A 21,072-nucleotide genomic window follows, 5' to 3' on the forward strand; every position below is an offset into this window, starting at 1 on the left:
CGTCGCACTGATGTGGAGCGTCTCGCGCCGCGAAGGCCTTGCTGCGCTGGTCGCCCAGATCGGTGACCCAACCACTACGACTTGGCAACCCGCGGTCGAAGCGGTTGCTCACCACGTGCGCGGTCACGGATCCGACGCCAGCGCACGCCCGTGGTCACGACGCCTGCCGAAATGGACGACGTCGTCGTTGCCGGCCGGCGCAGCAACGACTGCGCCGCTTCCTCGTGCGCTTCGCTTCCGCCTAAACTCACCGGCCACTTGAACCAGAGTCTGGCGGACCCCGCCCCCCAGTCTTGGTAGCCGCTGAGCAGGTGAAAACCCCCTGCCACAACCGCACTCAACAACACACAGTTGCCAACAACGGCACCGAAGCGCATCATCTGACTGGGCGATTCTCTATCGTCGCAGGCCAGGGCCATGATCGGCCCTCACTGGCAGTGAGGGGGTCAGGGGTTCGAGTCCCCTTAGCTCCACATCGTAAGGAACCCTTCGTTTCAGCCTTCTTGGCTGGCCGGAGGGGTTTTCTGCATTCCGAGTTCGATCTTCGGTGATCGGCTTGCGGCGTGATCTTGTGCTCCCGGTGGGGCAGAACTGGAGCACCGGCGCAGCGGCGGTGCGGTGTTCCCGCCGCTCCCCGGCTCGGCCGGCGGGCGACCCCCAGTGGCGCAGAGGGGGACAACTGGCACCATCCGCTGTCCACGTTGTTTCGCCGACCTAGGACCGAGCCGCTTGTGAAGCGGTGCTCCATCAGCGTGAGGTGAAGTGCGGCGGGGTGGTTTCGCGGCACTGTGACGGCACGCCGGGCCGCCTGGACGCAGGCCTTCTCGTCGATCTGCCAGCGCGCGTGAAGCTGCAGCTCGGTGAAAGCCTCCATTTCCCAGAACGCGGTATCTCATGGGACGCGGAGCATCTGCCCGCGCCGCGCTGCCTGACGGCTTTCGATGAGCCGAGAGTGCTTGGATGCGGCAAGATCGTTGCGTCGGGGTCGGTTGCGCCTACTGCCGGCCTTCCAAAGCTGGTTCCGATCCCGTCGTGGCTTGACAATCACACGGGGCATGCCCAGAGGCCCCCGACCGGCATGGGATGTTCGCATGGCTAGCCTGAGCACATGATCATCCTCGTGCCGTATCACCAGGATAAACGGTTGCCTGACAGCAGCATCCCTCTGCCTGGGTCAGCGGTCGTCGAGACCGTTGACGTCACCTTGCCCGAAGGGGATATCTGGACGCGTCTGGTGGCCTTGTTCGACCTTGTGGCAGATAGGGTGGCTGACCGGCTCGAGGCCCAGGAAGCCATGGTGCCGGTGGTGGTGTCCGGGGACTGCCTGGTCACGAACGCCACGATCACGGGTGCGCAACGCGCGGGCCTCGACCCCTCGGTGGTCTGGTTCGACGCACACGGCGACGTGCACACCCTGCGCAGCTCGACCTCGGGCTACCTCGGTGGCATGGCGCTGCGGCTGGTGATGGGCGCGCACGAGGAACGGCTCGCCGCGCCGTTGGGGCTGCGTCCCCTGACCGAACGCCAGGCCGTGCTGGTTGATGCGCGCGATCTCGACCCTGCTGAGGTCGACTATCTCTCCGGCAGCGACCTCCGGCGCCACCGGGTCGAGGAACTCCAGGTTGCGATGGTGCCGGACGGGCCGCTCGTGCTGCACATCGACGTGGACGTGATCAGCACCGACGAACTGCCGGGAATGCGGTTTCCCGCCCCGAACGGCCCCACGCAGCGAGCCGTGCTCGACGCCGCCCGCCGCGTAATGGCCACCGGCCGTGTTGTCGCTGTCGACATCGCTTGCCCCTGGCACCCGGCCCGTGACGAGCAGGACACCAACACCCGAGCACGCCTGCTCACCGAACTCCTCGCCGCCGCCCTGGACGGCTCCTGAGGTCCATTCGACGAACATGTGGTCGAGGGCGTTCTTCAGCACTCCGGGCACTTCTAGGCTGATGGGACCGTCGTATCCGTCGACACCATCGGATGAAGTTGCGACGCACCTCGTCAGTCCCTCTGAACCGCAGCGGGGGGACGGCGTCGTAGTAGACATTCCGGACGAGTAGTGCCCCATCAGGCGATCGATGTCCTTGGACTGCTGGGCGGCGCGGCGGGTTTCGAAGAATTCTTCACCTTCGGAATTGTCGGTGATCATCGTTTGATTCCTTTAGTTATCGCGTTGCCGAATGGGTGATTTCGGCCCGCATCCGCTCGTTCGGCGTCGCGATGTCCCATACCCGGACCGTGCCCTGCGCGTCGCGGTAGGCGCCGGTGCCGCCGGTGATGGCCATGTCGAGCGGGCTCTCGCCGGTGGCCCAGAGCGCTTGCATGGTCAGCGACCCCTGCTCGAGCCTGCCCGTGAGCACGCACTGGGCGGTGACCTTGGCGCCGTCGACCTGGACGACCTGGCACGAACCCCCGCCTTGCCCGACCCGGTGACCGTCCTTGAGCAGCCAGCCGGAATACACGTAGAGGTCACCCACACTGGTGCCGGCCGGCGGCAGGTCGGGGGCCGCGTACTGGTCGTTCTCGACCGCGAGTTCCAGGATCTCGGGTTGCCCCGGCCGGTTCGCCGGGCCGGTCTCCGCCGCGCGAGCGCTGAGCCCGCCCCCGGCCAGCAGCGACCCCGCAGCGGCCACGACGATGGTTTTCCTCAGCGTAGTCATCCGATACATGATCTTCTTCCTCGTTCCCGGATTCGTCCGACACCGAGAAAGTTATGACGCCGAAGATATTTTGACCAAGACCAATATCGCTATGACGTTATAACCGTGGGGGTATGCGGCCCGCCGGACATCCAGTCCCAGCCGGTGATCGTGTCGCGCAGCCCGCGGGCGGCGGCCGAGAGGTGGTTGCCGGCGCCCCAGTACATAGTGAGCGTGCGGCGGCAGTCCGGGGCGTCGACGGCGATCCAGGCGGCCGAGGTGCTGGGGATCGAGCGTTTGGCGAGGTCGGGAACGAGGCCGACGCCGAGGCCCGCCTTGATGAGTTCCGCGATGGCGCTCAGCTCGTCGCCCTCGCAGACGATCTTCGGGGTGAGGCCGCGCGCCGCGAAGAGCCGATCGAGCAGCCTGCGATGCCAGTGCCCCTTGCCGGCGGCGATGAAGGGTTCGTCGGCGAGTTCTTCGATCGTCACCGAGCTTCGGCCCGCCAGCGGGTGATCGAGCGGAGTGGCCAGCCACATGGCCTCGTCCAGCAGCGGGACGGCGTCCAGCCCGTCGGCCTGGATCGGCTGGGAGGCGACGCAGAGGTCGACGTCGTGGGCCAGGAGGCGGCGGGCCATCTCCGCGGCGGGTGTCTGGCGAAGTTCGACTTCCACGCCAGGATGAGCCTGCTTGAAGGCCGTGAGCGGCCCGATGAAGGTGAGGAAGGTTTCCGAGGCCAGTCGCACGGTGCCGACGCTCCCGCCGGCGGCCTCGGCGACGGCCCGCCGGCCTGCTTCGAGTTCGCCGAGCGCGCGTTGGACGTAGTCGCGGAAGAGTTTTCCGGCGTCGTTCAGCCGGAGCCGCCCGGCCCGATCGAACAGCGGCGTGCGGAGTTCGCTCTCCAGACGGGCGATGGTGCGGCTCAGCGACGGCTGGGCGACGCGCAGCTCGTCGGCCGCATGGCTGAGGTGTTCCAGTCGCGCCACCACGAGGAACTGCCTGAGCGAGTTCAGGTCCAATGCACGCCGTACCTTTCCGAACATAACCGCATGGTCGTCTCGATATCGCGCGTCTGCCGGATCTTGTTGCCACGCAACGCTTACCCAAGGCGGCGGACACACTCAGCGGCGGCCGCCGGTGGGCGCGGCCCGGCCCGTTCGGCGACTCCGGCCACGGTCGTCGCACCGAGGGTGAAGGCCGCGTAGGCGGCGCGCCGGTCGTTCTGGGCGAGTGCGCCTGCCAGATCGCGGCAGGAGCGCTGATGGTCTTGACCATCTTGCTGCCCGGCGCGGTGGCACCGCCTACCGCGCGGCAGTCGGGACTTCGGAGCACGGGTCGATCGGTGTGAGCACGCCGAGGCGGTCCTCCACCTCCTCGGCAGCGGCCAGGCACAGGTCCTCCCGGAACGCGCGCCCGATGATCTGCACGCCGGACGGCAGTCCGTCGGTCACCCCGGTCGGTACGGCGACCCCGGGCACGCCCACGAAGCTGGTCACCGTGCACAGCCGCATGCCCGCGCCGACCCGTTCCCGCCCCGCTCTGTCGCGTGACTCCAGCCCCGGCTCGACAGGCGGCTCGGTGAACACCGGTCCGAGCAGCAGCGGGTACTCGTCGAGAAACTCCGCCCAGGAACGGCGGATGCCCAGCCAGACTCCCATCAGCTTCATGAACTCCGCGGTGGTCGCGGGCGGAAACTTCTCCATCGCCATCTCGATGTAGCGGTCTCCGCCCTCGCCGAGCAGTGTTCGCACCACTGGCCAGGTCTCGGCGAACTCGGTCACCGTGATCCGGCCGTACGCCTCGAGGGCCTCGTCCAGCCGTGGCACGTCCGCCACCTCCCGCACGTCGTACCCGGCGTCCCGCAGCGCGTCGGCCGCGGCCGCGACGGCCCCGCGGACCGTGGGGTGGACGCCGTGGCCGCCCGGGTCGGCAACGACTGCGACCTTCATCCGCCCCGGCAGCGGCTCGCCGTGGACGGGTACCGGTACGGCCCGCGGGTCCCGCGGGTCGGTCCCGGCCAGCACCTCGTATGCCAGTCGCAGGTCGGCGACCCTGCGGGCCAGAGGCCCGTCGGTGACCAGCAGCTGTGAGGCCGGTCCGGGGTCGTCCGGGCCGAGGACCCGGTGGTCAGCGGGGAACCGCCCGGCGGTCGGCTTCAGCCCGGCCACACCGCAGAACGAGGCCGGGATCCGTACGGATCCACCGGAGTCGTTGCCGAGTCCGAGCGCGGCCATGCCGGTGGCCACGGCCACCCCGTCACCGCCGCTGCTGCCCCCTGGGGTCCGGCTTGGGTCCCATGGGTTGACGGTGTCGCCGAACAACTCGCTGCGAGAGTGCATCCCCGCCAAGATCAGAGTGGGCATGTTGCTGTGACCGATGGGGATGGCTCCGGCCGCCCGGAGCCGAGCCACCGGCAGCGCGTCCGCAGGGGCCACCAGGTCGCGGAAGCGCGCCGTTCCGAATGTGGTCGGCACGCCTTCGACAGCGGTGGACTCCTTCACCGTGAACGGCACCCCGGCCAGAGGCCCGAGCTCTTCGCCTGAGGCCCGCCGCCGGTCCGCCTGGGCGGCAGCCTCGCGGGCCCGTTCGGCCAGCAGTTGGGTGACAGCGTTGACCTGGGGATTGACCTCGGTGATGCGTTCCAGGTGGCTGTCGACCAGTTCGACCGCCGATATCTCTCCGCCTCGGACCGCCTTTGCCTGGGCGGCGGCCGGCAGCTTCCACAGGGCGTCCTGCATGATCCTTGCGCTCCCCGTCCCACATGTTGCCGTGCTTGTGTCGAAACCATACCCCCGAATCGATACGATCGTATCGGAATAAAGGAGGTGACCGAGCATGCCCAAACAGGTGGACTACGAAGGCCGACGCCGCCGGATCGCCGAGGCCGTCTGCCTCCTCGCCGACGAACACGGACCGGAGGGAGTGACCATGCGCGACGTCGCCGCCCGCGCACAGGTCTCCCTGGGCGCCGTTCAGCGCTGCTTCCGCAGCAAGGAGGAGATGCTCCTGTTCGCCGTCGACTACGTCGGGGAGCGCATCGTCGAACGCGTGCGGGCCCGGCTGGCCCGAAGCCCGGCCCAGTCGGCCGCCACCGCCCTGGGCCACACGGTCACCGAGATCGCCCTGCTCGGCGAAGAACACCGCGCTGAAGCACGGATCTGGCTCGCGTTCGTCGCCCAGGCCGCCGTCAGTGAGCCGCTCGCCGGCCCGCTGAGAACCAGCTACGCGGCCCTCCAGGACCTCCTCGCCCGCCTCGTCACGGAGGCCGGCGAGAGCGTCTCAGCCAACGAAAGCGCTGCGCCGCCCGACCCGCAGCGCGAGGCTCGCACCCTGCTCGCCCTCGCCGACGGCCTCACCAGCCACGTGCTCATAGGCCACCTGACCGCGGAGGAGGCCGAGGATGTCCTGCACGCGCATCTGGCCGGCCTCTCCGAACGCCTCCACCCCACCCGCTCCCGAGAGGCCGTCCGGCACTCATGACGCTGATCGCGTGGCCCGTGCCGGGTCGACTGCGGCGGCCTCCCGGCCGCGGCATGCCCGGCCCGGGGTGCGGTGATGGCCGTTCTTATCGATCATGACCTTTCTGATCGCGGTGCCGACCGGAATCAAGTTCTTCAACTGGATCGGCAGCCGGATGCTCGACGAAGGCCTGGCGAAGTGCCCCCTTCGAGGTCGCCGCCAGTGCCACCCAGCCCGGCGAGCAAGGCGAAACCGACGACCCCCGCGGCCGGCGAAGGAACCACGATGACCGAACTGCCGCACGGCGCCGAGCCCGCTCCCGGCGACCCCGCGGCCGCACCGTCGTCCGGCGACGCCACCGCAGGCTCACCCGTCAGCGAAGCGACGGCGGCGGTGATCACGCACCCGCGGTTACGCGGGGACGACCCGGGTACTCCGCCGCTCGCCCCGGGTTCCCGCCCACCGACTTGCCGGAGGAGGCGCCGTGCGTGCCATGGTGTATCGCGGACCGTACAAGATCCGTGTCGAAGAAAAGGACGTTCCGCCGATCGAACACCCCGGCGACGCCATCGTCCGGGTCACGACGGCCGCGATCTGCGGCTCGGATCTGCATCTCTACCACGGGATGATGCCGGACACGCGGGTCGGCATGACCTTCGGCCACGAGTTCATCGGCGTCGTGGAAGAAGTGGGCTCCGGCGTGCGGAACCTCAACCGCGGCGACCGCGTCATGGTGCCGTTCAACGTCTACTGCGGGACGTGCTGGTTCTGCGCCCGCGGCCTGTTTTCCAACTGCCACAACGTCAACCCCAACGCGACCGCCGTCGGCGGCATCTACGGCTACTCCCACACCTGCGGCGGCTACGACGGCGGGCAGGCGGAATACGTCCGGGTCCCCTTCGCCGACGTCGGCCCGGCCGTGATCCCGGACTGGCTGGATGACGAAGACGCCGTCCTGCTCACCGACGCGCTGGCCACCGGCTACTTCGGCGCGCAGCTGGGGGAGATCGTCGAGGGTGACGTCGTCGTGGTCTTCGGGGCCGGTCCGGTCGGGCTGTTCGCCGCGAAGTCGGCCTGGCTGATGGGCGCGGGGCGGGTGATCGTGATCGACCACCTCGAGTACCGGCTGGAGAAGGCGCGGACCTTCGCCCACGCGGAGACGTACAACTTCGCCGAATACGACGACATCGTGGTGCACCTCAAGAAGATCACCGACCACCTTGGGGCCGACGTCGCGATCGACGCGGTCGGCGCCGAGGCCGACGGCAACTTCACCCAGCACGTCACCTCGGCGAAGCTGAAGCTGCAGGGCGGCTCGCCGGTCGCGCTCAACTGGGCCATCGACGGCGTCCGCAAGGGCGGCACGGTTTCGGTGATGGGTGCCTACGGCCCGATGTTCAGCGCGGTCAAATTCGGCGACGCACTCAACAAGGGCCTCACCCTGCGGATGAACCAGTGTCCGGTCAAACGGCAATGGCCCCGGCTGTTCGAGCACGTCCGCAACGGCTACCTCAAGCCCAGCGACATCGTCACCCACCGGATCCCGCTCGAGCACATCGCCGAGGGCTACCACATCTTCTCCGCCAAGCTGGACGGCTGCATCAAGCCGCTCATCGTCGTCTGAGGAAGGCATCGACCATGACGTACACATCGGAGCGGCCGCCGATCGCCGAATCGAGCGACGCGCTGCGCGCCCGGATCCCCGGCTGGGGCGCGGACCTCGACCCGAAGGACCGGCCGTCGGTGCCGAAGCTGCAGTGGCAGGAGGACCGCTCGGGCGCCCACTGGGAGTTTCCCGAACGGCAGCCGGAGAACTGGCCGCGGGAACGCTCCATCGAGCACAAGTTCCTGACGCCGGTCTTCGGGACGTCGTGCCCGCCGCGCGGTCTTTCCGGGGCGCTGCGGAAGTTTTCCTACCGCAAGTACAGCGAAGGCCGCGCGGCGCATTGGCTCCTGCTGCTGGCCGCCGACCGGGTGGACGCGTGGGAGAGCCACCTGCGCTCGTTCGCCACGCTGCGCCCGGACAACCCGGTCACCGAGACCGGCGTGCTGAGCGAGTTCCGCCGGCACGGGATCTCCTCGCGGCTCGGGAAGAACCGCGCCGACGTCAAGCACCAGCTGCTCGACCCGATCATCGTGGCGGGTCCGTGGGTGCTGGCCGGCGGCCTCGCCGTCTCGGCCGTCCGGAAGCTGGTCCGCCGCCGGGCATGACGGAGTGCGCCCCGGCCGTCGGCCGCCATCGACCCGCCGGGGTCGTCGGGCAAGCCGTCGCCGGAATCGGCGGTTGTCGGGGACGGCCCCGGGTATGCGCTGCCGACGGTCGCCGACCAGCGCGGAGGAACCATGAGCCCGACCCACCTGCCCGCACCCACCCGTGGGCCCGGGCGCGCCGCCGGGGTCGCCGACGACGCCGACCGGCGGCCGCACGCCGCGGGCGGCCTGCGCCGCCAGTTCAACAAGGTCTTCCCGACGCACTGGTCGTTCCTGCTCGGCGAGGTCGCGCTCTACGGCTTCCTGGTCCTGCTGCTCAGCGGCGTCTACCTGACCCTGTTCTTCGACCCCTCGATGCAGGAGGTCACCTACCAAGGTGTTTACGCCGACCTGCGGGGCGTCCCGATGTCGCGGGCCGTGGATCGAACGCCGGCTGTCCGGCGACACCGCCCACCACAACCTCGTCCAGCGCCCCCGCGACGTCCCGGTCCGGACCGGCATCGGCATGATGGCGCTCGCGCTGTACGGTGCCGCCGGGCACGCCGTGCCCGGCAGCCTCCTGCGGCCCGACCCGCCCGAGGAGACCGCCGCCCTCGAAGCGGCCGCCCGCCGCGGCGACGTGCGCCACGGCCTCGGCGGCGAACCGCAAGACGGAAAGGCGCGGCCGTGAGCCCGGGCGGCACGGCGGTACCGTCCCGCCGGCAGATCGACGTCCTGGTCTACGAGGAAACCAGCTCTTACCCGGTGCTGTTGCCGTTGGCGGCTCCGTCGTGACGCCCGGGACGAACCCAAACACGCCGACCAGCACGAACACGACCGAGACGACCGGCGGCTCAGCGCGGTCCCCAGGCCGCGTCGATGTGAAAGGACGACCGATGTCCGAGGTTCCCGGCGGCGACTCCCTGATGTTCGTCGGGACCGCCACCACCGTGCTCCGTCTGGGCCCGTTCACGTTCCTGACCGACCCCAACTTCCTCCACCGCGGCCAATGGTCCTACTTCGGCCAGGGCCTGTTCTCCCGCCGCCGCACCGAACCCGCGCTGCAACCGGCTGAGCTGCCGCCGCTGACCGCCGTGCTGCTCTCCCACCTGCACGGCGACCACTTCGACCGGATCGCCTCCCGCGAACTGCCCCGGGACGTCCCGATCCTCACCACGAAGCACGCCGCGACCCGGCTGCAGCGCCGCGGCTTCCACGCCCCGCTCCCGCTGGCGACCTGGATGAGCGAGACCTTCACCGACGGCGACGCCGAGGTCACGATCACGGCCGTGCCCGCCCGCCACGCCCCCGGGCTCGTGCAGCGCGTCCTCCCGCCGGTGATGGGCAGCGTCATCGACTACCGCGCCGGCCCGGACGCGGCCCCCCTGCGGATCTACATCAGCGGCGACACCGTGCTGCACGACGAGCTGCGCACCATCCGCGAGCACTTCCCCGGCCTCGACCTCGCCGTGGTCCACCTGGGCGGCACCCGGGCCTTCGGCGTCCTGGTGACCCTCGACCGCCGCGGCGGCGTCGACCTGCTGAACCTCCTCGAACCACACCGCGCGGTCCCGGTCCACTTCGACGACTACGGCCTGTTCCACTCCCCCGTGTCGAACTTCCTCGAAGAAGTCCGGATCCGAAAACCGGCCACCCGGGTCCACCTCCTGCAGCGCGGCGATTTCCTCCCTCTCCGACAGCCGTGACGTCAGGCCGCCGGACGCCCGGAAGATCATCCGCAGCTCCGGGAAGGACCTGTCGCGCCGGCCCGGTATCCGCGTCGGCGGGCGGCGGCGCGGCCCCGGGCGGTGTACCAGCAAAGCGCGACGACCAGGGCGAGGCCGAGTTCGACCACGTCCCCGCCGTAGTACATGAGCTGGGCGCCGCCCTGGCGGTCGGTGACCGCGAGGGCCGCACCCGGCGGCGGAGCGGTGTACAGCGTCTTGGCCAGCACGGCGTGCGCGGCCGCGGCGCCCACCAGCGCGGCGGCCCTCGGGACGAGACCGACCCGGTGGCGCAGCGGGTCGAGCCGGCACACCGACGTCGTGAACAGCACGCCGGTCAGGACGACGTGTGCGTGGACGAGCACGGCCAGCCCGGGGTCGCGGCCGGCCGCGGCGAACATACCGGTCCGGTAGAGCAGCCAGACGCTCCCGGCCTCGAGGACCGCCGCGATCGGCGGGTACGTCAGCCACGCTGCGGGGCGGGAGTTCAGAACCGGCTTGAGCCCGCGGCGCGCCACGGGCGGGGCGGTGCGCAGCAGGAGCGTCACCGGGCGGGCGAGCACCAGCAGGAGCGGCGCGAGCATGCCGGCCACGACGTGCTGCAGCGCGTGCCCGGTGAAGCCGGGGCCGGCCGGGAAGATCACGGCGGCAACGCCCGTGCCGAACACGACGTCCCGTACGGGGGGCCACCGGTCGCCGCGGCCGCGCAGGCGCCGGGCACCCAGCTCGTAGGTCGCGAACACCACCACGGCCAGGACCGCGGTGACCGGCCCGCCGTGCCCCGTCACGTCCGCTTCGCACGGCGCAAGAGCGCGACGCCCGCGGCCAGCAGGACCACCGCCACGACGTTCCACGTCCAGTCGTACGGCGTGAGGTCCACCGCGTAGCGGATCCGGTGCAGGCCGAGCAGCTTGTGCTGGACCGTGCCGTCGTACAGCTGGAACGCCCCGGCCCCGGTCAGCACACCGCCGGTGAGGGCCCGGCCGGACAGGCGGTCGCCGCGCCGGAGGTCGGCCACCAGCACGAGACCGAACACGAGCGCGAACCAGCCGAACGCGTGGAACAGCCCGTCGGAGACGAGCCCGGCGTCGGTGGTCGAGCGGTCGTAGAAGTGGTGCCAGTGCAGCAGCTGGTGGAACACCGTTTCGTCGACGAACGCGGCGACGCCCACCCCGGCGAGCACCCCCGCCCACGCCGAACGCGCCTTCCGCACGCCGGTCTCCGGCACGACCACCACCTCCGCGAGCGGGCTACCCCCGTTCCGGCCGGACACGCGTGCCGTTTATGCCGGTAGCGCCCGGGTAGCCCGCCCCTCTACGAAGCCGAGGGCACCGGAAGTGCCTCGCCCGCAAGGAGGTCGAGATGACACAGGGATCCGGCGGCCAGTCGCCGCCGTCGACGACGGAGACCGCCAAGGACGAAGCCCGCGAGGTCGCCACCACGGCCGCCGACCGCGGCGGCGACGTCGCGCAAACCGCTGCCCAGGAGGCGAAGCACGTCGCGCAGCACGCCCAGCGGGAAGCGCGCGACCTGCTGCGCGAAGGTCGCGAACAACTGCAGTCCCAGGCGCGGGACGGCCAGCGGAAGGCGGCCGAGAGCCTCCACCAGCTGGCGGGCGAGCTGGACCGGATGGCCGGGCAGACCGACTCGCCCGGGATCGCCGCCGACGTCGCGCGGCAGGTGTCGGACCGGACGCGGTCCGTCGCGGACTGGCTGGAGCACCGCGAACCGGGCGACCTGCTCGACGAGGTGCGCCGCTTCGCCCGCCGCCGTCCCGGGACGTTCCTGGTGGGCGCGGCGGTCGCCGGTGCCCTCGTCGGCCGGCTCACCCGGGGTGTCGTCGCCCAGCAGCAAGAGAACTCCGGTGGTGCGTCGGACAGCCGGGCGACCGCGGCCACCCCGCCGCCGAACCCCGGACCGGCCGGAGCTCCGCCGGTGCCCCCGGCTCCCGGCCCGGACGGCACCGGGTACCCGCCGCCGGTCGCCCCGGGCGGGTACACCGCGCCCCAGCCGGGCGGTCCGGTCGGTCCCGACGGCCTCATCGCGCCTCGGCCCGGTTTCGGTGGGCCCGATGCGCCGCCGACCACGCCCGGCGGGTTCAGCGCGCCCCAGCCGGGCGGCCACGCGGCACCGGCACCCCTGCCGCAGCCCAGCCGGCACACCGCGCCCGGGCAGGTGCCGTGATGACCCAGCCCCCCGGTCCCGCGCCACAGGCGAGCCCGCCCGTCGACGTCGCCGACACCTCGGTCGGCGAACTCATGTCCAACGTCATGAAGGACCTCTCCGCCCTGGTGCGCCAGGAGGTCGAGCTGGCCAAGGCCGAGACGAAGGCCGAAGCGGGCAAGGCGGCCAAGGGCGCCGGCATGTTCGGCGGCGCCGGGTTCGCCGGCTACATGGTCCTGCTGTTCCTGTCGGTCGCGCTCTGGCAGGCCCTCGAGAACGTCATGGACGGGGGCTGGGCCGCGCTGATCGTGGCCGCGGTCTGGGCGATCGCCGGAGCGGTCCTGTACGCCACCGGGCGCAGCGAATTCCGCCGGATCAACCCGAAACCCGAACGCACCGTCGAGACCCTGCAGCAGGTCCCGGACGCACTGAAAGGCGAACGACCATGACCGAACCGGACCGGATCCGCCGGGAAATCGAAAGCACGCAACGAAACCTGAGCACCGACGTCAACGCGCTGACCGAGAAGGTCAGCCCCGGCCGCATCATCGAACGGCGGGTCGGCCGCGTGCGGTCGGCGTTCGGCACCGCGAAGGAGCGCGTCATGGGGACCGCGGACCACCACGCTTCGGTCGCCGGCGACAAAGTGGGCTCGGTCGCCTCGACGGCGCAGGACAAGGTGAGCTCGGCGGCCGACGCGGTGTCCGATGCCCCGCGGCAGATCCGCCGCGGCACCCAGGGCAACCCGCTGGCGGCCGGCCTGATCGCCTTCGGCGCCGGCTGGCTGGTGTCGTCCCTGCTGCCGGCGAGCGAGCCGGAACGCAGGCTGGCGAGCCAGGCGACGGACCTGGCGCGCGAACAGCTGGCTCCGGTCGCCCAGCACGCGGCGGAGGAACTCAAGGACAACCTGCGCGAGCCGGCACAGCAGGCCGTCGAGTCGGTGAAGTCCGAAGCTGCCGACCGCGCGTCGACGGTGCAGGAGGAAGCACGCTCGGCGGCCGGCGACGTCGCCGGCCGCGCCCAGGAGGCACAGCACAACGTGCGCTCGTCCTGAGCCCCGGGCACGGCGCGTTCACGGGAGAGGACGCGCCGTGCCCGGCCTCCCGGTCAATCCCGGTCGACGGCGGTGCGCGGGTCGTGTTCGCGGACCCCGGCGCCGGCAACGTTTTGCAGCCGGGCTCGTCGAACACGACCGTCACCGCGTCGCAGTTGCCGCACGGCTGCTCGAGCCGCTCACCGAAGTGGACGGGTTCGTCGTCTGATCTGCTGCAGGCGTCGAACGAGGACTGCGTCCTCGATGCCGGCGACGCCGTGCCCGGTGGTCACTGGGCCGGGTGTGCCTCGTAGCCGTCGGCGAGGTAGGTGTCCAGGCGACGGCGGCGCTCGGCGATCTGGTGTTCCTGGCGCACCAGTTCGTCGCGGACCTGGCGGACGCGCGCGACGAGTTCGGCGCAGTCGTCACGCGGGCGCGCGTCCCGGGCGCAGGGCACGATTTCCCGGATGACGTCGGACGACAGGCCGGCGTGGAACATGTCCTGCACGAACGCGACGACCTCGATCGACTCGGGGGCGTACTCGCGGTACCCGTTGGGCCGGCGCTCGCTGCGCAGCAGGCCCTGCTGTTCGTAGTAGCGCAGTGCCCGGCTGCTGACGCCGGTCGCCTTGCTCAACTCGCCGATGCGCATGCCCCAGTTCACCTTGACCTTGACACCGACGTCAAGGTTTAGCGTCGGGATCATGACCACTGCAGCGCAGATGCGCGCCAAGTTCGCCGTCGTCACCGGCGCGTCCACCGGCATCGGGGCCGCTGTCGCCGAGCGGCTGGCCGCCGCCGGCATGCACCTCGTCCTGGTCGCCCGCAGTGCCGGCAAGCTCGACGAGGCGGCCGCGCGGCTGAGCCGGCGGCACGGAGTGACCGTGCGCGCCGTTGCCCTCGATCTCGCCGCCGCCGACGCCCCGACGCGGCTCGCCAAGACGTTGGCTGGCGAAGGCATCGAGGTGGAGGTACTGGTCAACAACGCCGGTGTCAGTACGCAAGGGCCGGTGCTCGACGACGATCCGGCGCGGTTCCGGCCCCTGATCGACCTCAACGTCACCGCATTGACCGAGTTGACCACGCTCCTGATGCCCGCGATGGTCGCCCGCGGGCACGGGGCCGTCGTCAACGTCGCCAGCACCGGCGGGTACCTCCCCGCCCCCTACCTGGCGGTGTACTCGGCGACGAAGGCGTACGTCGTCTCGCTCACCCAGGCGCTGTGGGCCGAGACCCGGAGCACCGGGGTCCGGGTGGTGGTGGTCAGTCCCGGCCCCACGAAGACGCCGATGAACCCCCGCGGTACGCGCAGCGCCGAGGCTGTCGCCGCCACCGTGGTGCGTGCCCTGTCAGGCAGGGGACCGGCGGTCATCGACGGCAGGCTCAACGCGCTGACCACTCTCCTGTTCGGCCGGCTGCTGCCGACGCGCCTCACCCTCGCCGTCGCGCGGCGGGTGATGGCCGGACGCGGTGTCTGAACAGGCCGGCTTGCCGAGGACACGCCACCCGCCGGCTTGACTGCGGCGCCGCGCCCCGGGGCGGCCGCCGGCTTCGCTCACGCGGCGGAAGTACTGGGCTCCGCCTGGTGGGCGGCCGCGAAGTGGGCGGTGCCGATCGCCCCGGCGACGGCCAGGACGAACCCCGCCGCGGCCGCGGCGGTGAAGCCCTCGCGGACACGGTCGTCGAGCACCACCACGCCGACGAGCGAGGACACCGCCGTGTTGGTGGTGAACATGATGGCGGTGACCGCCGTCGCCCGGCCGCGTTGCAGGGACATCGCGAACGCCACCGCCCCGACCAGCCCGTTGGCGATCATCGCCCACAGCGCCGGTTCGAGGGCGAGGTGCCAGACGGGCCCGGACGCGTCGAGGGTCCGCGCCGCGATCCCGACGGTGCTGAACCCCAGCCCGGCGCAGAACCCCAGCACGATCGGCGACCAGCGGCCGTCCCGGCGCTGGGCGGTGAACGCGATCGCCGCGATCACCACCGCGACGCCCACCAGGAGCAGTTTCCACCCGGGCGGCAACTGGCGCGCGGGACCCGGATCCGCGGACAGGCCGAGCAGGACCAGGCCGGTCGCCCCCACCCCCAGCGCGGCCCACCCGGCGCCGGCCAGCCGGACGCCGAGGATCGCGGAGATCGTCGCGGTCACGCCGACGCTGAACGCGAGCACCGACTGGACCAGGAACAGCGGGAGGCGGTGCAGGGCGGCGGCGGCGAAGACGAACCCGAGCAGATCGACCCCCACCCCGAGGAAGTAGAGCGGCTGACGGCGCAGCGCGATCAGGTCCTGAGGCGAGCCGCCGAAAGCGCCGGCCCGCCGGACCCCGGCCGATTCCAGGATGGAACCGCTACCCGAGGCGACGGCGGCCAGCACGGCGAGGACGTATCCGAGGAGCACCGCCCGAGTGTGCCAGCCCGGCCCCGGCCGACCGCGCCGGTGGCCGGATCCGCTCCGCGAACACCTGCCCGGAACGCCACCGCAGCTGTTGTTCGGCGGGGTCCGGGCCGGCCGGCAGGCCTTGCCCGGGCGTTCGCGGGCTTCCTTCGTCGCTTGCCGGGTGGTCGTGCCACCAGAGCAAGGGCGCGCCGGGCGGCCGCGATGATCTCGATCAGCATTTCGGTGTCGAGATCGTCCATGCCGGGCTCGCACATCGAAGCGCCCGAGCGGGTGGCCACGCGGCCGTGTTGCCCGGCAACGTTGCTCCGTGCGCTCGGAGTGCTTGGACCGGTTCAAGCGAGCAGACTGGTGCGATGGTTTCACTCCCGGGCGAAGTGCTCTACGGGCCGGAGCAGGCGGCTTCGCCGGTCGTCGCGCTGGTCGCGTCCGCGGGCGGGCTCGGGGCCATCGCTTCCGTGCTGAGCACACTGCCCGCCGGTTTCGGGTTCGCCGTGGTGGTCGGCCAGCACCTGGGCGGGCACGGCGGGATGCTGGCCGACATCCTGCGCCGCCGGCTGCCGCTGCCGGTCGAATGGGCCGCCGACGGTGAGCCGCTGCTGCCGGGCACCGTGACCGTGTGCCCGGCGCGGACGTTGATGGAGCTGCTGCCGGACGGAACGGTGTCGCTGGCTCCGGCCACCGGCCCGGGATCCGGCGGCGTGCTCGACGCCTTGCTGGCCTCCCTCGCCGGCTCGGTCGGCGAGCGCGCGGTGGGCGTGGTGCTGTCGGGCATGGGCCAGGACGGCCTCGCGGGCGCCCAGGCGATCAGGCGGGCCGGCGGCACCGTCATCGCGCAGAGCGCGCAGTCCGCCGAGCACTCGTCGATGCCGCTGGCCGTGACCGAAGCGGGCGTGGCGAACCTGGTGCTGGACCTGCCCGAGATCGGGCCGGTGCTGTGGGACGTCGCGCAGGGCGGCCCGCTGCCCCGGGGCGCCGGGGATCGTCCCGACGCCGGCTTCGTGTTCGCCGGGACCGGCGAAGTCGCCACGCTGGGGCGGCAGGTCGACTGGAACCAGACGCCGCTCGGGCCGGTCCGGCAGTGGCCGGCCCAGCTGGTCACCCTGGTGCGCACGGTGCTCGACAGCCCGGTGGGCATGTGCCTGCTGTGGGGCCCGGACCTGCTGCAGTTCTACAACGACGCCTACCGGCTGCTGATGGGGGCCAAGCACCCCGCCGGCCTCGGCCGGCCCAACCGCGAGTGCTGGCCGGAGGTGTGGCACCTCAACGAACCCCGTTACCGGCTGGCACTGGCCGGAGAGTCCGTCTCCTTCACGGACGCGCTCTACCCGATCACCCGGCACGGCGACACCGAGAACGCCTGGTTCGACCTGACCTTCAGCCCCCTGCGCGACGACGGCCCGGCACCGGCGGGCGTACTGGTCACGGCCATCGAGACGACGCACGAAGTGCTGGCCCGCCGCCGGCTCGACCTGCTGAGCACCCTGGCCGGGCACACCAGGAAAGCGGCGTCCGGGCGCACGGCGCTCGCAACCTTCGTCGGCGCGCTCGGCGACGACGCCCCCGACATCCCCTTCGCCGCCGGCTACCTCACCGACCCGGCGCGGCAGCGGGCGGAACTCGTGGCCACCGTGGGCACCCCGGCCGGTGGGCCGCTGGCGCCACACACCGCGTCGCTCTCCTGGCGGCGGCCGAAGTGGCCGCTGGCCGAGCTGGTGGCGGTCGGCGGGCCCGTCCTCGCCACGGACCTGGCGCACGCCTTCCGCGGGGTGACCGTCGGCGCGGACAACGAAGAACCCGGGTCCGCGATGCTCTTCCCGCTCGGCGAAACCCCCGCCCGCGCGCCCGCCGGGGTGCTGATCCTCGGCGTGAGCCCGCGGCTGCCCCTGGACGAGACCTACCGGCACTTCCTCGGCCTGGTCGCCGCCCAGGCCACCGCCGCGCTCACCGACGCGGTGCACCGCCGCCGCCAGAGCGACCGGATCGACCAGCTCGCCGAGCTGGACCGCACCAAAACCCAGCTCCTCTCCACCGTCAGCCACGAACTGCGCACGCCGCTCACCCTGCTGCTCGCCCCGCTCGACGACCTCGCCGCGCCCGTGTCCGGCTTGCCCCTCCACCTCCGTGGACAAGTCGACATCGCCGTCCGCAACGCCCGCCGGCTGCTCGGGATGGTCGAAACCCTGCTCGACTTCTCGCAGATCGAAGCGGGCCGCCTGCGAGCCCGGTCCGAACCCACCGACCTCGCCCGGGCCACCGAAGACATCGCCAGCACCTTCCGCGGCGCGACCGACCACGCCGGGATCACCCTGCGGGTCGACTGCCCCGCACTGAGCGCGCCGGTTCCGGTCGACCCGGAGATGTGGGAGAAGATCGTCGCCAACCTGCTGTCGAACGCCGTGAAGTTCACCTTCGCCGGCACGATCACCGTCACCTTGCGCGAGCTGCCCCAGCACATCCAGCTCACCGTGCGCGACACCGGTGTCGGCATCCCGGAAGACGAGCTGGCCAAGGTGTTCACCCGCTTCCACCGCGCCCCCGCCACCCGGTCGCGCACCCAGGACGGCGCCGGCATCGGCCTGGCGCTGGTCCAGGAGCTCACCCGGCTCCTGCACGGCCGGGTGAACGTCCGCAGCACCGTGGGCGAGGGCACCGAATTCACCGTGTGGATCCCGCGCAGGCAGGCCCGGAGCGCCGGGAAACCCGGGCCCGAACGCATCCACCGCGCCGCCGCGGTCGCCCTCGCGGAGGCCGCGGAGCACTGGGACACCCACACCGACGACTCGACGGACCCGCCGCGAACGGACCGCGCCCGGCTGGTCGACGACAACCGCGACATGCGGGACTACCTCACCCGGCTCCTGTCGCCGAACTGGCACGTCCACGCCGTCGGCGACGCGCGGCGAACGCTCGAATCGGCCCGCCGGGACCCGCCCGACCTGATCGTCGCCGACGTCATGATGCCGGAGATGGACGGGCTGGAACTGGCCCGCCGCCTGCGGGCCGAGCCCGGGCTGCGGGAGGTGCCGCTGATCATGCTCAGCGCCCGCGCCGGCGAGGAAGCCACCGTCGAGGGCCTCACCGCCGGCGCCGACGACTACCTGGTCAAGCCGTTCGCGCCCAGCGAGCTCGTCGCCCGCATCGCCGCCCAGCTCGAACGCCGCCGCGTCCGGGAAATCGGCGACCGCCGGTTCCGCGCCCTCGTCGCCGCCGCCTTCGACGCGGTCTACCGGATGAACCCCGACTGGAGCGAAATGCGCGGGCTCGACGGCCGCGGGTTCATCGCCGACACGACTGCCCCCAGCCACTCCTGGCTCGACAGCTACATCGCCCCGCACGACCAGCCCGGCGTGCTCGCCGCGATCGACGAGGCCGTGCGCACGAAGAGCGTGTTCGACGCCGTCCACCGCGTCCGCCGCGCCGACGGCACCCTCGCCTGGACCCATTCCCGGGCGGTTCCCCTCTGCGACGACACCGGCGAGATCGTCGAATGGGTCGGCACCGCCACCGAAGTCCCCGGTCCTGCCGCTCAACGCTGAGGAGCACCATGCGCGACGAAACCGAGGACCGCGCCGCCCACCTCGCCCAGGCCGCGGCCAACGCGGAGAGCATGGAGGAGCTGGCGGGCCGGCTGGTGGCGACGGCCGAACGCGCGTACGCCGACGCGGAAGCCGCCCAACAGCGCGCCGTACTGCTCCAATCCCAGACGCGGGCACGGCTGCGTTCCAGCGCACCCCGCAGTGAGCACCTCCGCGCCCGCGGCCATGCGGACCGTCGAGGGCAGCCGGACCCGCAGCAGCTCCGAGAAGGGGGTTCCTGACTCCGTCAGTGCGGGAGCGTCGACGTCAGATTGCCCTTGGGGCGAGAAGAACCTTCGCGCGCAGGGCTCGCGTTCCGCTCGGCGGTCGGCCGCTGCGGCCGGTGCGCCGGCCGTTCTGCCCGGGTACGCACGAAAGTCCAGTTCCAGGCCTCGCGGCAGGGTTGATCACCGTGTCGGGTCGGACCTACGCTTCAGCGTCGATGCTTGCCGAGGAGGGCCGATGCGAGGCGTCAACCCCAGCCGTGGCCACTTGCTGGTCGTCTCTTGTGTACTGTCCGCCGGCCTGCTGGCCGCGACGAGCCCGGCCGCGGAAGCGGCGCCGCGGTATTCCGCCGGTGCGGCGAGCGCCGGGGATCCGTACTTCCCGGACATGGGCAACGGCGGCTACGACGTCGGCCACTACGACATCCGGCTCGCGTACCGCCCCGAAACCCAGGCGATCGACGCCACCACGACGATTCTCGCCACGGCCACCCAGGACCTCTCCCGCTTCGACCTGGATTTCCAGGGACCGCTGACGATCAGCAGGCTCACGGTGAACGGCCGGACCGCCGCCTTCACCCGCAGCGGCGCCCAGGAACTGGTGATCACCCCGCCGAACGGCCTGCGCAAGGGCAGCCCGTTCGTCGTCTCGGTGAGCTACGCCGGTGTCCCGCAGAAGATCGACGACCCCGCGCTGGGCGTCTCCGGCTGGGTCGCCACCAAGGACGGCGCGGTCGCGCTCAACCAGCCGATCGGCGCCGCGACCTACTACCCGGTGAACGACACCCCCGCCGACAAGGCGACCTACACCCAGACCGTCACCGTGCCGGCCGGGCTCACCGTGCTGGCCAACGGCGAACCCGGGCCCACCACCACCCAGGACGGCCGGACCACCTTCCGCTGGACCATGAACCGGCCGATGGCCAGCGAGCTGAGCATGCTCGCCATCGGCGACTACCACACCACCCGCGGCGCGACCGCCGACGGCCTGCCGAACATCACCGCGATCGGCAAGTCGATCGACACCGAACCCGGACAGGGCAAGGTGTTCAACCAGACCACGGCGCAGATCGTCCGATGGGAATCGTCGCTGTACGGGCCGTACCCGTTCGACTCGACCGGCGGCATCCTCGCCGACGTCGGCGTCCACTACGCACTCGAGACGCAGAGCCGGCCGGTCTACGACCAGCGCACCAGCGACGTCAACGGAGACCTGCTCGCCCACGAACTCGGCCACCAGTGGTTCGGCGACAGCCTCACCCCCGCGCACTGGTCGGACATCTGGCTCAACGAAGGCTTCGCGACCTACTCGGAGTGGCTCTACCAGGAGAAGTTCAACAACGTCCCGGTGCAACAGACCTTCGCGAAGACGTACGCCGGCGAGAAGGACTGGAGCGGCGAAGTCGCCGATCCCGGGCGTGACCACATCTTCGACGACCTGGTCTACAACCGCGGCGCGATGACGCTGCAGGCACTGCGCACGAAGATCGGCGACCGCGCCTTCTTCCGGGTGCTCACCCAGTGGCCGGCGACCCACCGCTACGGCAACGTCTCGACGCCGCAGTTCATCGAGTTCGTCGAACGCCTGACCGGCCGCGACCTCGGCGCGTTCTTCCACACCTGGCTCTACCAGCCGGGCAAGCCGGCCCTCTGACCGGGCGGCC

At 71.5% G+C, this 21,072-nt stretch carries 20 protein-coding genes and 1 pseudogene; 14 read left to right on the top strand and 7 right to left on the bottom strand.

Translation table 11 applies throughout. From position 1 onward, the window contains the following. The first annotated feature begins 1,108 nt into the window (after positions 1-1,108). Positions 1,109-1,888, top strand: coding sequence for an arginase family protein (locus tag ACWED2_RS29420; RefSeq protein ID WP_449693735.1), 780 nt, complete (start codon positions 1,109-1,111; stop codon positions 1,886-1,888). 277 nt (positions 1,889-2,165) lie between these two features. On the opposite strand, the gene ACWED2_RS29425 is transcribed toward ACWED2_RS29420, so the two are convergent. The 3 genes from ACWED2_RS29425 to ACWED2_RS29435 all read right to left on the bottom strand — a co-directional run bounded on the left by ACWED2_RS29425 (position 2,166) and on the right by ACWED2_RS29435 (position 5,476). Then, on the bottom strand, positions 2,166-2,669 hold the full coding sequence (locus ACWED2_RS29425; RefSeq protein WP_449693736.1) for an allene oxide cyclase barrel-like domain-containing protein: 504 nt from the start codon (positions 2,667-2,669) through the stop codon (positions 2,166-2,168). Between the two features lie 80 nt (positions 2,670-2,749). Beyond that, the gene (locus ACWED2_RS29430; RefSeq protein ID WP_449693737.1) at positions 2,750-3,658 is read right to left on the bottom strand and encodes a LysR substrate-binding domain-containing protein; all 909 of its coding nucleotides are present in this window, start codon (positions 3,656-3,658) and stop codon (positions 2,750-2,752) included. Between the two features lie 282 nt (positions 3,659-3,940). Continuing rightward, complete coding sequence (locus ACWED2_RS29435) at positions 3,941-5,476, bottom strand: amidase (protein WP_449693738.1); 1,536 nt, start codon at positions 5,474-5,476, stop codon at positions 3,941-3,943. On the opposite strand from ACWED2_RS29435, the gene ACWED2_RS29440 reads away from it, so the two are divergent. The 6 genes and pseudogenes from ACWED2_RS29440 to ACWED2_RS29465 all read left to right on the top strand — a co-directional run bounded on the left by ACWED2_RS29440 (position 5,475) and on the right by ACWED2_RS29465 (position 9,994). Beyond that, complete coding sequence (locus tag ACWED2_RS29440; protein WP_449693739.1) at positions 5,475-6,119, top strand: TetR/AcrR family transcriptional regulator; 645 nt, start codon at positions 5,475-5,477, stop codon at positions 6,117-6,119. The two genes, ACWED2_RS29435 and ACWED2_RS29440, sit on opposite strands and share 2 nt — an antisense overlap. Before the next feature lie 472 nt (positions 6,120-6,591). Continuing rightward, a complete protein-coding gene (locus ACWED2_RS29445) occupies positions 6,592-7,722 on the top strand; it encodes a zinc-dependent alcohol dehydrogenase (protein ID WP_449693779.1) in 1,131 nt (376 codons plus the stop codon). A 14-nt stretch (positions 7,723-7,736) separates the two neighbouring features. Continuing rightward, on the top strand, positions 7,737-8,309 hold the full coding sequence (locus ACWED2_RS29450; RefSeq protein ID WP_449693740.1) for a hypothetical protein: 573 nt from the start codon (positions 7,737-7,739) through the stop codon (positions 8,307-8,309). A 132-nt stretch (positions 8,310-8,441) separates the two neighbouring features. Continuing rightward, a pseudogene (locus ACWED2_RS29455) lies at positions 8,442-8,738 on the top strand (cytochrome b); the annotation flags it as partial. Then, a complete protein-coding gene (locus ACWED2_RS29460) occupies positions 8,686-8,979 on the top strand; it encodes a hypothetical protein (RefSeq protein WP_449693782.1) in 294 nt (97 codons plus the stop codon). The pseudogene ACWED2_RS29455 and the gene ACWED2_RS29460, both read left to right, overlap by 53 nt. Positions 8,980-9,184: 205 nt before the next feature. After that, a complete protein-coding gene (locus ACWED2_RS29465) occupies positions 9,185-9,994 on the top strand; it encodes an MBL fold metallo-hydrolase (RefSeq protein WP_449693741.1) in 810 nt (269 codons plus the stop codon). Positions 9,995-10,020: 26 nt separating this feature from the next. Here ACWED2_RS29465 and ACWED2_RS29470 read toward each other — a convergent pair whose 3' ends face one another. Both ACWED2_RS29470 and ACWED2_RS29475 read right to left on the bottom strand, forming a co-directional pair. Continuing rightward, the gene (locus tag ACWED2_RS29470; protein WP_449693742.1) at positions 10,021-10,800 is read right to left on the bottom strand and encodes a cytochrome c oxidase assembly protein; all 780 of its coding nucleotides are present in this window, start codon (positions 10,798-10,800) and stop codon (positions 10,021-10,023) included. Then, positions 10,797-11,240, bottom strand: a complete 444-nt coding sequence (locus tag ACWED2_RS29475; protein WP_449693743.1) for a DUF2243 domain-containing protein — start codon at positions 11,238-11,240, stop codon at positions 10,797-10,799. The genes ACWED2_RS29470 and ACWED2_RS29475 overlap by 4 nt, the downstream gene beginning before the upstream one ends. Before the next feature lie 134 nt (positions 11,241-11,374). Between ACWED2_RS29475 and ACWED2_RS29480 the strand changes: the two genes are divergently transcribed. From ACWED2_RS29480 to ACWED2_RS29490, 3 genes are read left to right on the top strand one after another with little or no spacing between them, the layout of a single operon-like run. After that, positions 11,375-12,196, top strand: a complete 822-nt coding sequence (locus ACWED2_RS29480; RefSeq protein WP_449693744.1) for a hypothetical protein — start codon at positions 11,375-11,377, stop codon at positions 12,194-12,196. Next, positions 12,196-12,624 (top strand): phage holin family protein, encoded by a 429-nt coding sequence (locus ACWED2_RS29485; RefSeq protein ID WP_449693745.1) that lies wholly within the window; start codon positions 12,196-12,198, stop codon positions 12,622-12,624. Before ACWED2_RS29480 ends, ACWED2_RS29485 begins: the two co-directional genes overlap by 1 nt. Beyond that, complete coding sequence (locus ACWED2_RS29490; protein ID WP_449693746.1) at positions 12,621-13,229, top strand: DUF3618 domain-containing protein; 609 nt, start codon at positions 12,621-12,623, stop codon at positions 13,227-13,229. Before ACWED2_RS29485 ends, ACWED2_RS29490 begins: the two co-directional genes overlap by 4 nt. Before the next feature lie 268 nt (positions 13,230-13,497). On the opposite strand, the gene ACWED2_RS29495 is transcribed toward ACWED2_RS29490, so the two are convergent. After that, positions 13,498-13,914 carry a MerR family transcriptional regulator gene (locus tag ACWED2_RS29495; protein WP_449693747.1) on the bottom strand — a complete coding sequence of 139 codons (417 nt, stop codon included), beginning with the start codon at positions 13,912-13,914 and terminating at the stop codon, positions 13,498-13,500. On the opposite strand from ACWED2_RS29495, the gene ACWED2_RS29500 reads away from it, so the two are divergent. Then, a complete protein-coding gene (locus ACWED2_RS29500; protein ID WP_449693748.1) occupies positions 13,913-14,686 on the top strand; it encodes an SDR family NAD(P)-dependent oxidoreductase in 774 nt (257 codons plus the stop codon). The genes ACWED2_RS29495 and ACWED2_RS29500 overlap by 2 nt on opposite strands. A 77-nt stretch (positions 14,687-14,763) precedes the next feature. Here ACWED2_RS29500 and ACWED2_RS29505 read toward each other — a convergent pair whose 3' ends face one another. Then, on the bottom strand, positions 14,764-15,609 hold the full coding sequence (locus ACWED2_RS29505) for a hypothetical protein (protein WP_449693749.1): 846 nt from the start codon (positions 15,607-15,609) through the stop codon (positions 14,764-14,766). Between the two features lie 353 nt (positions 15,610-15,962). Between ACWED2_RS29505 and ACWED2_RS29510 the strand changes: the two genes are divergently transcribed. From ACWED2_RS29510 to ACWED2_RS29520, 3 genes are all read left to right on the top strand, one after another. Continuing rightward, entirely contained in the window at positions 15,963-19,145 is a 3,183-nt protein-coding gene (locus tag ACWED2_RS29510) for a chemotaxis protein CheB (RefSeq protein ID WP_449693750.1), read from the top strand. A gap of 8 nt (positions 19,146-19,153) precedes the next feature. Next, positions 19,154-19,426 (top strand): hypothetical protein, encoded by a 273-nt coding sequence (locus tag ACWED2_RS29515; RefSeq protein ID WP_449693751.1) that lies wholly within the window; start codon positions 19,154-19,156, stop codon positions 19,424-19,426. Between the two features lie 220 nt (positions 19,427-19,646). Continuing rightward, positions 19,647-21,062, top strand: coding sequence for a M1 family metallopeptidase (locus ACWED2_RS29520; protein WP_449693752.1), 1,416 nt, complete (start codon positions 19,647-19,649; stop codon positions 21,060-21,062). Positions 21,063-21,072 lie beyond the last annotated feature (10 nt).

This window comes from Amycolatopsis sp. NPDC005003, assembly GCF_053600695.1.